Origin of the sequence: Actinomadura sp. 9N407, assembly GCF_044326315.1 — a bacterium.
Lineage (GTDB): Bacteria > Actinomycetota > Actinomycetes > Streptosporangiales > Streptosporangiaceae > Spirillospora.
On the sequence record NZ_JBIRAW010000012.1, the window covers coordinates 78,004 to 92,159 of the forward strand.

A 14,156-nucleotide genomic window follows, 5' to 3' on the forward strand; every position below is an offset into this window, starting at 1 on the left:
GCCGCCCCGCCGCGCGCCGGAAAATACCGGGACGGACACGAGAAGATCAGCGCGGCGGGGCGGCCCGGGGGCGGCTACGGTGCGCGGACCAGACGGGCGCCGGTGCTCTGGCCGAGCTAGGTCCGACATAACGCATATCTGTTGGCGACGCCTCGTCCGCTGATTCTGGCTGGGACCTGCCCAGGATTCGCGGAACACCCACTGGCTCTGCCTGGCTGACGTCACCCCATCGCGCTGAGCTGTTGGTAGAGGTCTACCGTCCGGCGTTCGGGCTTGGCGGCTCGGTGCTTGAGGACCTCGGATAGCTCGTCAAAGCAGTGATGTACGTCCAGGACGCGTCCGAGATCGGCGTAGAGCTGCATCCGGGAGCGGTAAAGGTGCTCTGCGGTGTCCTCGATGCCCGTTGCCTTCTCCAGATGTGACAGCGCGCGTTCGGGATCGGTCTCGGAGGCGGCCAGCTGGCTCAAGATCCGGACCATGTCGCGGGCTACCCGACGTGAGGCCGCTTGTGCCCAGGCGTGAGGTAGGCCAGCCAGATACGGGCCTGCGTACAACTCGGCGGCGGCCGCGAGCTTCGTGTCCTTCTCGCCGGGGCCGGCGGCGCCCGAGCTGGCCACCAGATCGCGGAACACCCACACATCGCAGGTGATCAACTCGGGATTGAGGCGGTAGCCGTTGGTGGCGATGTTCTGAATCACGAGCTTGCCGTGGCTCGTCGGGCGGCCGAGAGCCTCGCAGATGCGGGCTCTCGCGTCCTTGAGCACGTTCGGGAAGCGATCCGGGCTGAGCTGGACAAGCTCGGGCCAGAGCCGATCCTGCGCATGCGTCCGGGTCACCAGCGTTCTGCGGTTCTCAGCGAGAAGGCCGAGCAGTGCCCGGAGATCCTCACTGCGGGTATGGGCAAGGCCGTTCGGTCCTTCGACCTGGTTCACGCCCATCAGACGGACACGCCCAGGTGGGCTCGGCTCCGCCGTGGCTCCTGCACGCTCCGCAATTTCAGCATCGTCCACGGCGTCGCTCTTCTCGCCGTGTTCTGGTACGGCCACGCGTATGTCTTGCTCGACAGCTGCGCCCATCGCGTGCGGGGTTCGCGGCTCGACGATGCTGGCGTCCTGCTCATCTTCTTCAGGTTCCGTGTCGCGCACATCGTTCTGCTCGGGCTGAACGACAACGGTCCCGGAACGGTCCGCGGGACGACGGCGCCAACCGGTACCGCCGAGCACAATCAGCCCGCGAGAGTTCAGCAGTAGCCAGCTCCCGGCCACCGCGGCTAGGCCGACCATGGTGACCCGGCCAAGTTCGGGCACGTTCTCACCCCTCAGGGCCGAGAACGGTTTCATCCACCCCGCCCCCGGAGCATCCTCTCGCTTGTCCCCAGCGGTGCGAGCCGGAGCCGAGCCAGAAGGGACCGGGGCCGCCCCTGCCGACGAGGAAGGCCTAGGTGACGGCGGAACACCAACTCGGTCCTTACCGTCCCGCCGTGCCTGTCTCTTCTCATGTCCATACGCGTGACCATGTGGGATTGCGGCCTGCCCGTGCGGGCTGGTCCCGGCCGGCCCACGCCGCTTCGGCACGCCAGAACGCCGATTGGTCGAAGCTCGTTGAGAACCGCCCGACGCTCGTTGAGGACGAGTGGAGCGACGAGGTTTCCGGACCGAGTTCCTGGTGGCTGCGCCATAGTCCGCGGGCCTGCCGGTCTGGTGGCTCTTCTTGGTCTCCTGGTCGAGGTTCCGGCACAGCCTGTCCCGGTCATAGAACGTGGCCGCAGCGCCCCCAAGGTTCGGGCACGCGTGCCTCGCCGTCGCACTCGCCTCTGCGGGCGGCATGGCGAGACAAAAGAGCACGCCGCCGACCACAACCCACGAGAGACGCCTCGCCTCAGCCATGAGCTGCACCGGCTCCAGCCCTCACGTCCCCCGCTGGAACGACCACCGGCCGCCTCGGCGGCAGCGCCTTCCCTGATCCCACGGTCACCACAGGGCCCAGCTTCGCCAGGAGCATCCACGATGTGGAGACTGACACACCCTTCTACGGTCCACAGAAGCGCAAATTTCGGGTGGAGCTGATGCGTGTCCTCCGCTGGTAACCACTACTCCCTGGCGTATCGGCGGTGGAGACGGAACCTGGCAGCGGGCCGCAGGCGAGGCAGTGGCCTGCGGGACTGCGGCCCGCGTGGTGCTGGATTCCCTTCTAATGGAGTGGGCTACTCATCGAGGTAGAGCAGTGCGGTGATGGTCTTCTTGCAGATGTCGCAGTGCATCGGGGCTTCCTCGGAGGCGAGGTCGCATTCGACGGTGGTCACCCGGTCGATGACACCCGTCGCGGCCTCGGTGTTCCATGCCTCAGCCCAGCGGCGGGTGTTGGCGAGTAGGTCGTCGACGTAGACGGAGGTCATCTCGTAGAACGCACGGACGCCGTGCTGCTTCATGTAGCGCCAATTGAACTGCAGCGACAGCAGCGCGATCGGGAACGGGTGCTCCACGAGCCCGCGCGCCCACCGTTCGGACACGTCGTCGATGTTGAGACGGGCGGCGCGCTCGTCGAGCAACTGCCACATGCCGCTCTGGTCGTACTCGGCCAGGATGTCATCGAGAAGCTTGCGGGCGGTGGACAAGTTGCCGGTCTTGAGCCGGAACAGCTCGTCGATCGTGGCCGTGGTCTCGGGGTCGGTGCCCTTGCGGGCGGTATCGATGGCCTGTTTGAGCTGGACGGCGTAGGCCGATTCCCAGGACAGACATTCCCCGAAGCTGGACCAGGGGTCGGGGAAGCCTTGCTGCTTGATCGTGGCGAAGATGCGGTCGCCTTGCACACCCATCGGTCACGGACCTCCTGACAGAACTACCCTGTCGGCGCGCACCTCCGGACGAGGTACGCGGCAAGCTCGGCCGCGGGGACCTGCTCCTGTTCACCCAAGTCCAGGTCCTTGACCGCGACAACCCCCGCTTCCCTATCGGCCGCCCCGTAAATCACCGCGAACCGCGCCTTACGGTCGGCGGCCCACTTGAGCTGCTTGGCCAGCTTGCGACTGGCAGCCAGATACACCTCTGTTCGCAGCCCCGCGTCCCGCAGCGCCGAGGCGAACCCCATCACTTCGGCCGCCGTCTCCTCTGCGATCACCGTCAGCGCGACATCCGTTCGCTCAGCCACAACGGCGGCATCTCCCAGCAGCCCGATGATGCGCTCCACCCCCAGTGAGCCGCCGCAGGCCGGAACATCCGGACCGCCCAGAGCGGCGATCAGGCCGTCATAGCGGCCGCCGCTCGCGATCGAACCGGGCATGCCCTCGGCGACCACCTCGAAGATCACGCCGGTGTAGTAATCCAAGCCCCGCACCAGGCTCGGAGTGAACGCGATCCGCGACCGGCCGACCTTGGGGGCAGCCAGCTCCAACAGCCGGCCGATCTCCTCCAGACCGGCCCGGCCATCCTCGCTGTCCTTCAGAACGGCGTGCATCCGCTCCACCGCGTCTTCTGCGGTCAGGTCACCTACCAGCGCCTTGGCGATGTCGGCCGACAGCGACCGGGCCTCGACCAGTTCGGCGGCCACCTTCTCCGGGGCGAGCTTGTCAAGCTTGTCGAGGGTAATCAGCACACCCCCACCCAACTCGGCCGGCACCCCGTACACCTCCAGCAGGCCCATCAGCGCTCGCCGCGAGTTGACCAGCACCTTGAACTCGCCGACCCCGACCGCATCCAGCGCATCGGCAAGGGCGCACACGATCTCAGCATCAGCCAGCGGCGAGGCCGAGCCGACCACGTCCACGTCGCATTGGGCGAACTCGCGGAACCTTCCCCTTCCGGGACGGTCGGCCCGCCACACCGGGCCCATCACGTACCGCTTGTACGGCGTCGGAAGCTGCGAGCCGTAGTTGGCCACCACCCGGGCCAGCGGCACGGTCATGTCGTACCTAAGCGCCAGGTCAGCTTCACCACTGGCCTCGCGCTCGCCCCGGCGCAAGATCTTGAAGATCAGCTTGTCGCCCTCGTCGCCGTACTTGCCGGTCAGCGTCTCCAGCCGCTCGAACGCCGGCGTCTGCAACGGCTCGAACCCGTACCGCTCGAACACCTCACGGATCCGCGCGAACACATGCTCACGCGTCCGCAAGGCACCCGCAAGGAAATCACGGGTACCTGACGGGGGCTCAAACTGTTGTGAAGCCATAGCAACTCCTGACACCGTAACCGAGCATCGTGAAGGCGTCAGTCATGGATACGTCCACATCCGGACGCCCCTGGACCAGCGCCCTTCGATGCTATCTACGCTGTTGGCGGCGTTTACGCTGAACCGCCGCAACATCGACCCTTTACTGGAGAGCAAGCAGGGACCTCGATGAACAGCCGGGCGACCGCGTTACCGTAGGTGCAGACTGCCGACGCCCTGAGCGGCTACGCCCAGATAAGGGCCTTCGTCCTCTTCCTCCAGCGCGCACGTAGCGCGGCAACGGCTGGGCGATCAGCTGCGCAAGCTCTAACCAGACCGCTGCGGGTAAATCCGGAGGACCTCACTCACAGGGCCGGTTGGCGGCGCTCCGCGATCGAACAGGCCGCACCCCTGGCATGGGCCGTACACCTGTGGTGTGCGATCGTTCGCCAGATCTACGCCATCACCGGCAGCGACCTGCCGGGCCCTCCCGTGACCAACACCTTGATCAAGGTCCTTGCGGCCATGGCGTTGCGCCACTATCCACCGCAGCTCCCGCCTCGACCGGGCATCCAGTCGTCGAGATCCAGGACGCTCTTGCCCATCGCGGCCAGTTGACGGACTCTGGCCGAATCGACGCAGGACAATCCATACCTTTCCATCCAAAGCTGATCTTTTCGCTCCAGACTGTCCTCCCCCTGGTCGATACTGGGTTTGCGACTGGTAGCCGGGCCACAAAGCGGGGATGTCGGATGGACGAGCGGGTCAAGGAGCTAGCCGAACGGTCGCCCAACTTCGGGTTTCTGCTGCCGCATGAGCCGCTGCTGGTGGTGTACGGCGCCGGGGCCGAGGCAGCGATCTTCACCGATCCGAACGTCGCCCTGTTCAAGGCTCGCCAGTTCGGCGAGGTACTGGCCACCTACCTGGTGCGCCGCGGCCGGGTCCGGGTCGACGGCGAACGGCAGGTCGATCGGCTCCGTGCGCTCGACCGGGAAGGGTATCTGCACGGCAAGGTCAGCCAGGCGTTCGACCATATCCGGGGCGTCGGCAACCAAGCGGTGCACGCTGGCTTCGCGGTCGACAACAGCCCAGCCGCCCAGCGGACGGCCTTCGAAACCGCCCGGACCTGCTTCCGGTTGGGCGTATGGTTCCATCGGCTGCTGACCGGCTCCCGCGAGCAGATCCCGTTCGTTCCTCCGCAGCCGCCAGATGTGGACGCGGTGGGAAACGCGGCTGAAGCCGCCGACGTCAAGGCGCTCCGCCAAGACATTGAACGCGCTCAGGAGGCACTGGCCCAGGCCCGGCTGACGTACGAGGCGAAGACGTCAAGGCTCCAGGCTGAAGAGGATGCCCGCCGTGCGGCCGAAGCGGAACTGGAGCGGGCGCGCGCCGCGCAGGCCGATCTGACCGTGCTGATCGAGGCCATGCGCGACGAACTGGCCGCCGTTCGCCGCGAGTTTGACCGCAGCAGGCCCACTACGACCCTGGAGCAACGCGAGGAACTGCTTGCCAACGCCGAGAACGCCGCCCGCGAGCCGCTCACCGAAGCGCAGGTCCGCGAGCACCTAGACAGGATGCTGGCGGACGCGGGCTGGTCGGTCCAGAATTCCGGCGTTGGGCTTGACTTGTTCGCGCGCCAGGGCGTCGCGGTGCGCGAGGTCACCACGAAGGTCGGGCGCGCCGACTACATGCTGTACGTCAACCGCAAGCTAGTGGGTGTGATTGAAGCAAAGCGGGAGGGCTCCGACCTTGCCGCCGCCGAGGACCAGGCCGACAGGTACGCGACCAGCCTGACCACCGGCCAGCGGCGGGTGTCCTGGCGACCCGAACTCCCGTTCCGCTATGCGAGCGACGGCGGTGTGACGTGGTTCCGCAACGTCCTCGACCCCAACTCGCGGTCGCGCGTGGTGTCGTTCTTCCATCAGCCGAAGACTCTCGCCCGATGGATGCACGATGCCGACGATGACCCACAGGCACCCACCTACCGGGCCAAGCTACGGCTCCGCCTACCCGAACTGATCACCGCGGACCTGCGTCCCGCGCAAATCGACGCGATCCACGGGTTGGAGCGGTCGCTTGCGATGGGTCGAGAGCGGGCCTTGATCCAGATGGCGACCGGGGCTGGCAAGACCTTCACTGCGGCAACGTTCTCCTACCGTCTCCTGAAGTTCGCCAAGGCGGAACGGATCCTGTTCCTGGTCGACCGCAACAATCTCGGCACCCAAGCCCGCACCGAGTTCGAGAACTACACCACCCCCGACGACGGCCGTAAGTTCACCGAGCTGTACAACGTGCAGCAACTCACCGATAGCGACATGCTGGCCTCCTCCAAGGTGGTGGTGTCCACCATCCAGCGCCTATACCTGGCCCTTTCCGGCAAGACCATCCCGCAGGGAGAGGACCCGGACCTCGACTCCTACGAAGTGGATGACGACCTGGACGTCGCCTACAACCCGCAGTTCCCCCCCGAGGCCTTTGACCTGATTGTCGTGGACGAATGCCACCGCTCCATCTATGGCAAATGGCGGACCGTCCTCGAGTACTTCGACGCGCCGCTCGTCGGCCTCACCGCGACGCCGGTAGCGCAGACCTTTGGGTTCTTCCAGCAGAACCTTGTCAGCGAGTACACCTACGAGCAAGCAGTCGCCGACAACGTCAACGTCGACTTCGACGTCTACCGCATCGAGACTGAGATCTCCGAGTCGGGTGCGCTAATTGAGGCAGGTACCCGGGTACCGGTTCGTGACCGCCGCACACGCATCCAGCGCTACCGCGATCTGGACGACGACTTTCACTACAGCGGTCGCGACGTCGGCGCACGGGTGATCAGCAAGGGTCAGCTCAAGACCGTCATCGAGACGTTCCGCGACCGGCTCTTCACCGAGATTTTCCCGGAACGTGTCAAGGTCCCGTCCGACCGTCGCATGGTGCCGAAGACGCTTATCTTCGCTAAGAACGACGAACACGCTGAGGAAATCGTCACCGCGGTGCGGGACGCCTTCGGCCGCGGTAACGATTTCTGCGCGAAGATCACTCACAAGGCGCGCAAGCCGCACGAACTACTGGCCGCGTTCCGCAACTCGGCGCAGTTGCGGATCGCGGTCACCGTCGACATGATCGCCACCGGCACGGATGTTAAGGCCCTGGAGTGCCTGATCTTCCTGCGGGACGTGCGGAGTTGGGCGTACTTCGAGCAAATGAAGGGACGCGGCGCGCGCACGGTCCCCCTCGCCGAGTTCCAGGCCGTCACCCCCGATATCGGGGAGAAGACCCGGTTCGTCATCGTCGATGCGATCGGCGTCACAAAGAACCCCAAGGTCGACGCTGCCCCGCTCGACCGCGACCCCGCCAAGCGAGAGAGCCTGGCCAAGCTGCTCGCCAAGATCGCGGCTGGTGCCTACACCGATGCCGAGGTCTCCACCCTTGCCTCCCGGCTCTCCCGGCTGGATAAGCAACTGGCCGACCGGCCCACCGACCGCACGGAGATCGAGAAGGTCGCTGGTCGCCCTCTGCACACCATCGTGCGCGGCATGGTCGACGCCGTGTCCGTGGACGCCCAGGAGAACGCAAAGCGTGCCGGCGGAAACGAGGCGGTTCGGAACCTCGTCGAGCAGGCGGTCGAACCTCTCGCCCGAAACCCCGAACTGCGGAAGCGCCTGTTGGAAATCCGCCGGGCCATCGACCTGCTCTACGACGAGGTCAACGCCGACAAGGTCACCCACGCTGGCGCAGTCGTAGATGCCGTGGAAGCCAAGTCGACCATCACGAGCTGGCGAGAGTACCTTGCCGAGAACCGCGACGAGATCACTACTTGGCACGCCGCGTTCGCCCAGCGCGCCAAGCCCCCGCGTGAGGTCTTCGAACAGCTCAAGGCAATCGCCGACCGCATAGCTCGTCCTCCGCGCAGGTGGACCCCCGAACGACTGTGGAAGGCATATGAGCGAGCTGGCCTCGCCGCCCCCCGAGGAGGCGCCCGGCACAGTGTGGCGGACCTGGTCTCCCTGATCCACTTCGAGCTCGGGCTGGACGAGCAGCCGCGCCCCTACGCCTCGGTGGTGGAGGAGCGCTTCGCCAACTGGCTTGCCAGACAGGAGCAATCAGGAGCGCGCTTCACTGCAGACCAGCTGTGGTGGCTGGATAACATCGCCCGGACGACCGCCATGACGGTACGCTTCGACACGGCGGACCTTGACCACGTGCCGTTCAGCAGCCGCGGAGGCACGGACGGCTTCCTCGCCACCTTCGGCGATGACCGGGCTGTGAATATTCTCGATGAACTGGACCGGGACCTGACCGCATGAGCGAACTTCCATATGCATGGACATGGGCAACAATTGGAGAAATTTGCGCAATCAACCCACGCCAATTCAGTGAACCCATTGCCGACGACGAACTCCTCTCTAAGGTCCCTATGGCCGCCGTCCAGGCAGAAACCGGCAAAATGGACGGCACGCAAATCGTCAGATACGCCGACATCAAAAAGAAGACACTAACTCCATTTCAAGAAGGCGATGTACTTTTTGCTAAGGTCACACCGTGCATGGAGAACGGAAAAATTGCTCTCGCTACCAGGCTCCATGGAGGGCGAGGTGTCGGAAGTACCGAATTCTTCGTGCTTCGAAGTCGTGGAAATGTAGATCCGCGTTACATGATGTATTTCCTTCTTCAGCAAGGTGTTCGCAGCGAAGCAGAGCGGAGCATGACCGGTGCCGTGGGATTGCGGCGCGTCCCTAGGCCTTATCTTGAAAACTTGAAGATCCCAATTCCGCCAATGCCGGAGCAGCGACGCATTACTGCCGCAGTCGAAGATCACCTCTCTCGTCTCGATGCAGGGTTGGATGGCGTCGACAGGGCAAAGCGACAGGTGCCTGTGCTTTGGGAGGCGCTGCTACGCCAAGCTGTTGACGGCGAGCTTAGTCAGGTAGCAGATGCTGACGCAGCTGACTACTCTACTGGACAAATCAAAGAAGCCCGCAGGAAGATGGCACGCAATAGTCGACGGCCGGCGGCGCCTGCCCCTATTAGCGATTACTCGCTGCCCGCAGGATGGAGACTGGCCAGTCTGGATGAAATCTCTTATGCCTCTGGATATGGCACTTCGACCAAGTGCGATTATGGTGGCCTAGGTGCACCCGTGCTCCGGATCCCAAACATCCGGAGTGGAGAGATCGAATTCTCTGACCAAAAAAACGCCGTGGATGCCACGCTTGATCTTAGTAGACTGTTTGTCACTCCGGGCGATCTTCTCTTTATTAGAACGAACGGCAGTCTCAATCTGCTGGGTCGTGCTGCGGTAGTACGCGAGGCGTCGGATACCGCTTTTGCCTCATATCTGATTCGCTACAGGCTTCTATCTGAGGTTGTAATTCCCGACTGGGTGAGACTTGTTGTTGACAGTCCAAAGTGGCGACATTACATCATGGATCATGCCGCCTCCTCGGCTGGCCAGTACAATGTCAATCTGAAGGTCCTGGGAGCCATGCCAATTCCGATACCACCACTGGAGCAACAGCGCCGCATTTTGGAAGATTTGAAGAGTCAACAAACTCTCGTAGCTAGGTTCGAGGTGTCAACTCAGCAATCAATCGAGCGGGCGTCTAGCCTCCGTGAAGCTGTCTTGAGGGGGGCATTCTCCGGTAAATTGGTGCCGCAGGATTCGACCGACCGACCTGCGTCAGTGCTCCTTGAGCGGATTCAGGCGAAACAGACAGCCGTACGGCAAGGCAGTCGCAGGCGACACAAAGGAGCCGCGGCACCATCTCAGGAAGAGTTGCCACTTTGAGTGCGTCCCGCGAGCGTGTTGATCCGCGAGGGTTGGTTAACCGGCTATGGAGCTACTGTGAGTTGCTGCGACACAGCGGCGTCTCGACGCTGGACTACGTAGAGCAACTCACCTATTTGCTTTTCCTGAAGATGGCTGACGAGCGGGCCAACCGTCGGCTGAATGCAGAGCGTATATTGCCGGACGGACTTGACTGGCTGAGCCTGATCAACAAATCTGGCGATGCTCTGTTTGACCAGTACGAGCATATAATCGCCCAACTCGGCTACGAGCGCGGCATGTTGGGGGCAATCTTCAAGGGGGCGAAGAACAAGATCCAAGAGCCGGCCATCCTTGAACGGCTGGTGCGGGACCTGATCAATCCGTACCACTGGGGGAGCGAGAACACCGACGCCAAAGGCGACGCCTACGAGGGGCTGCTGCAGCGGGGAGCGGAAGACCGCAAGACCGGTGCGGGGCAGTACTTCACCCCGCGTCCGTTGATCGATGCCATGGTGGAGTGCGTGCAGCCGGGCCCGAAGGACACGATTGTCGATCCTGCCTGCGGGACAGGCGGGTTCCTCATCGCCGCACACGCCTACATCGTCGAGCGACATGGTTCTGAGTTGGACAGCGACCGGCGCAGGGCACTTGACTCCGGGGCCATCCGAGGCATCGAGTTGGTGCATGAGACCGCGCGCCTGGCTTCAATGAACATGCTGTTGCATGGGATCGGCCGGGCGAACGGCCGAGAGCTGATCGAGATCAGGGACGCATTGGCCAAACCCCCAGTGACCCACGCGGATCTTGTGCTGACCAATCCGCCGTTCGGCGTAGGCACGGTCACAGGAGAGAATTACGCCAAGGCGCGACAGGACCTGTGGACAGAGACGACCAACAAGCAACTCAACTTCGTCCAGCACATCTACACGATGTTGAAACTACACGGTCGGGCCGCTGTAGTCGTCCCGGACAACGTGCTCTTCGAGGCCGGAGCTGGCGAGACAGTCCGCCGAGAGCTGCTTCAACGGTGTGACGTGCACACATTGCTACGGCTGCCGACCGGTATCTTCTACGCTGGCGGGGTCAAGGCCAACATACTGTTCTTCGACAAGAAGCCGCCTAGGCCCGATGGCGCCCCGGCCACCAAGAAGCTCTGGGTGTACGACTTCCGCGCTGGCCAGCACTTCACGCTGAAGCAGAGGCCGCTCAGCCGGGAGCATCTAGACGACTTCGTGAAGTCCTATCGCCCTGGTGAACGCCAGGAGCGCATCGAGAGCGACCGGTTCAAGGCCTATAAGTATGCCGAACTGGTCGCCCGCGACAAGGTCAACCTGGATCTGACCTTTGTCCGGGACAGCGCGGAGAGCGAGGCGCTGGAGGAGCCTGACGTCATCGCGCAGGAGATCGTCGATGAGCTGGAAGCGGCGCTGACCGAGTTTTCGGCGATCGCTGAGTCGCTGCGCGCGCTAAAGTCGTCCCATGAGGATACCGACATGTCGGATTAACTCCTTCTGTTGCGATGGCTCCCGGAAGCTCCCAGCGCCAGGAGCTGGACCGTGACTGGCGCGCGACAGATCTTCGAGTCACTCTGGCGCTTCTATGAGCGCAGGCTCAGCGCGGAGAGCGTCTCCGCGTTCGAGTTCGTCGAGCAGGTCACCTACCTGCTCTTCCTAAAGATCGACCACGAGCGAGCGACGCGCCACATCAACCCCAAGCGGGTCGTGCCGGAAGGCCTGGACTGGCCGACGCTCGCCTCCAAGTCCGGGGCGGGGTTGGAGGCGCAGTACACCTACCTCATCGGGCAATGCGGCATGCCTGACCCTCGTGCGCCAGCGGACGAGCTGACCATGCGGACGGTATTCGCTAAGGCCACACCAGCGATTCGGAGCGCGGCCGCGCTGACCGCATTGATCCGGGATGAGATCGGCAATCGTTCCTGGAGCGCTTTGGTTCCGGCCGTGACGGGGCAACTGTACGACCTGCTGTTGAACAAGGCGAGCGCCCAGTTCAGGATTGATGCAGGGCAGACGCTCACCCCTCTTCCGTTCGCCTCCGCGGTGATCGATTGTCTGCGTCCCACCGCGGCGGACAAGGTGCTCGATCCCGCCAGCGGCACCGGGTCGCTGCTGGTCCGGGCTCATGCGGCGATGGCATCGGAACAGACGCGATTGGCTGACGATGCGCTCGTCGGGCTCGACCTTGACGAGCGCATGTGTCGGCTGGCGACCATGAGCCTGCTGCTACACACCGGCCGACCATTCAGCGCCCCACCGTCAATCAAGATGGCTGACTCGCTCGCGGACCAGGCAGATTTGCGGCCGACGCTGATCGTCTGTAACCCACCGTTTCGCAGCACCGCCCCCGCCCCGAGTGGGCGCAGCGATCTCATCGCCACGACCACCAACATCCAGCTCAACTTCCTGCAACACATCGCCAAGACGTTGCCGATCGGCGGTCGGGCCGCAGTGTTCGTACCCGACAACGTCCTCTTCGGTAGCGGGGCAGCGAAGACAGTCCGCTCGTGGCTGTTCCACGCCTGCAACGTACACACGCTGCTGCGTCTGCCCACGGGCGTCTTCGAACGGGGCGGCGTAAAGACGAACGTGTTGTTCTTCGACATGGTTGGGCCAAGGAATGATGGCTCTCCCACAACCGAGCGCCTGGATGTCTACGACTTCCGCACTGGAAAGCACTTCCAGGCCAAGCAGGCTCCGTTGACCCGCGGTGACCTCGATCATTTTGTCGAGTGGTACAACTCGGACCGTACCCCTTCACCCAACGATGCTGGAGAGGAGCGGTGCCGCTCCTTCACTTACGCAGAGCTAGCGGCCAGAGACCTGAACATTGACATCACCTGGCGTCAGCAGGAGGAAGCAAACGTGCTCGTCTCCCCTCGGCTACTCGCCAGGGAGATCGCCGACGAACTTGCTTCCGCTGCCCTGGAGTTCGACGCGCTGGCCGACGCCCTACCAGAGGATCCCGCGCCGACGGAAGACCAATAGTCATGACCGCACCGCAGCAGAAGAAGCCATTCAAGCAGTTTGAGGAGAACATCCGGTATACCGAAGGGCTCGTCACCGGCGGTAGGGCCCTCGAAGGTATCCGAAGCATCTCCGGCCCGAACTTCGGGGACTTGTCGGCGGCCCATCCGGAAGACCTATATCGCGCCGCCTGGAACCAGGCTGTCTCCGCGCTGGACCACTGGCTACACCGCGAGATCATCGACCGCGCGGTCACCCTGATCAGCGATTTGGGAAGGGAACGTCCCGCCGCACTGCAACGTCTTCAGATGCCGTTCGAGACGGTGGAGCGGATGCGCAATGCATCCATGCAAAGAATCTTCCGCGAGCATCTGGAGAACGAGCTTAGCCGGGTCACCTACCAGAGATGCCTGCGGATAACCGAGGGTCTGAGACTGGTGCTGACCGACACTCCCTCCCAACTCTGGAACAAGATCGGCGCGGACCTCGCCATGGCGCCCTCCGATGTGAAAACCCGCCAGGACTCGATCATCGATCGTAGAAACCGTATCGCGCACGAGGCTGACCTGGATGCTCAAGGCAACCGCACCCCAATGACCGCCGGCGAGGCCCAAGACACCATCGCCTGGATCCACAGCTTCGCAACCGCGGTGGCGCAGGTATTGGACCCATAACTCAAATCACCGATCCGCTTTGGCTCAACGGTCCACTTCAGAGGAAGCTAGTCCTTCAGCTGCAATACCAACTCCTGGGGTGACTCTGTCCAGATTTAGATCGGGGCGGTGGCCCCGCATAAGCCAGGGGGCACGTGCATCAGCACCGCTCGGTGGCGCGATGCAGATGAGAGCCGAGCAGGCAGTGCTCAGCGCGCTGATCTCGATCATTCCAGCTGACGTTCCGGGCCGGCCAACTTCACAGAGCGCGCCGACCAATGATTCAAAGAGCGCAGACGTAACGTACAGCCTACGACGGGCTTTAGATCAGTTACACCGACCTGAGCATCGACATGAAAGGACGCGAAACCTACCGTGTCTTCCCGCCGTACCGCTTCTAATCCTGGTTGCGAATCTCCTACAGCCATTCCCTCTGGCTCTGCTCGTAGTCGTCCAGCCATCCCGAGTGCACAATGCACAACAGGTGTGCAATTTGGTGCAACTCATTATCCTGTTCATAGAAGTTGATGTTGGTCTGAGCCGGCCTAGCCGGGGTCATACTTTCCTTGGCGAACCATGGTGTACCTGTAGCTCTGGCCCCTGCTGTCCTCGCTGTCC

The 14,156-nt window shown here is 63.4% G+C and carries 8 protein-coding genes; 5 read left to right on the forward strand and 3 right to left on the reverse strand.

Annotated features, from left to right (window positions below; all coding sequences use genetic code 11):
* Positions 1–221: 221 nt before the first annotated feature.
* From ACH34Q_RS20595 to hisS, 3 genes are all read right to left on the reverse strand, one after another.
* On the reverse strand, positions 222–1,340 hold the full coding sequence (locus tag ACH34Q_RS20595) for a BTAD domain-containing putative transcriptional regulator (protein WP_395984607.1): 1,119 nt from the start codon (positions 1,338–1,340) through the stop codon (positions 222–224).
* An 863-nt stretch (positions 1,341–2,203) separates the two neighbouring features.
* Positions 2,204–2,815, reverse strand: a complete 612-nt coding sequence (locus ACH34Q_RS20600) for a hypothetical protein (RefSeq protein WP_395984608.1) — start codon at positions 2,813–2,815, stop codon at positions 2,204–2,206.
* A 23-nt stretch (positions 2,816–2,838) separates the two neighbouring features.
* A complete protein-coding gene (gene hisS / locus ACH34Q_RS20605; protein WP_395984609.1) occupies positions 2,839–4,161 on the reverse strand; it encodes a histidine--tRNA ligase in 1,323 nt (440 codons plus the stop codon).
* A 731-nt stretch (positions 4,162–4,892) separates the two neighbouring features.
* Here hisS and ACH34Q_RS20610 point away from each other — a divergent pair.
* Genes ACH34Q_RS20610 through ACH34Q_RS20630 form a run of 5 tightly spaced genes read left to right on the forward strand, consistent with a single transcriptional unit; the run spans position 4,893 to position 13,559 of the window.
* Positions 4,893–8,441, forward strand: coding sequence for a DEAD/DEAH box helicase family protein (locus tag ACH34Q_RS20610; RefSeq protein WP_395984610.1), 3,549 nt, complete (start codon positions 4,893–4,895; stop codon positions 8,439–8,441).
* Positions 8,438–9,922 (forward strand): restriction endonuclease subunit S, encoded by a 1,485-nt coding sequence (locus ACH34Q_RS20615; protein ID WP_395984611.1) that lies wholly within the window; start codon positions 8,438–8,440, stop codon positions 9,920–9,922. The genes ACH34Q_RS20610 and ACH34Q_RS20615 overlap by 4 nt, the downstream gene beginning before the upstream one ends.
* Positions 9,923–9,954: 32 nt before the next feature.
* Positions 9,955–11,409: an N-6 DNA methylase gene (locus ACH34Q_RS20620; RefSeq protein WP_395984781.1), complete on the forward strand. Its 1,455-nt coding sequence runs from the start codon at positions 9,955–9,957 to the stop codon at positions 11,407–11,409.
* Between the two features lie 51 nt (positions 11,410–11,460).
* The gene (locus ACH34Q_RS20625) at positions 11,461–12,906 is read left to right on the forward strand and encodes a class I SAM-dependent DNA methyltransferase (protein ID WP_395984612.1); all 1,446 of its coding nucleotides are present in this window, start codon (positions 11,461–11,463) and stop codon (positions 12,904–12,906) included.
* A gap of 2 nt (positions 12,907–12,908) precedes the next feature.
* Complete coding sequence (locus tag ACH34Q_RS20630) at positions 12,909–13,559, forward strand: hypothetical protein (RefSeq protein ID WP_395984613.1); 651 nt, start codon at positions 12,909–12,911, stop codon at positions 13,557–13,559.
* Positions 13,560–14,156: the final 597 nt, after the last annotated feature.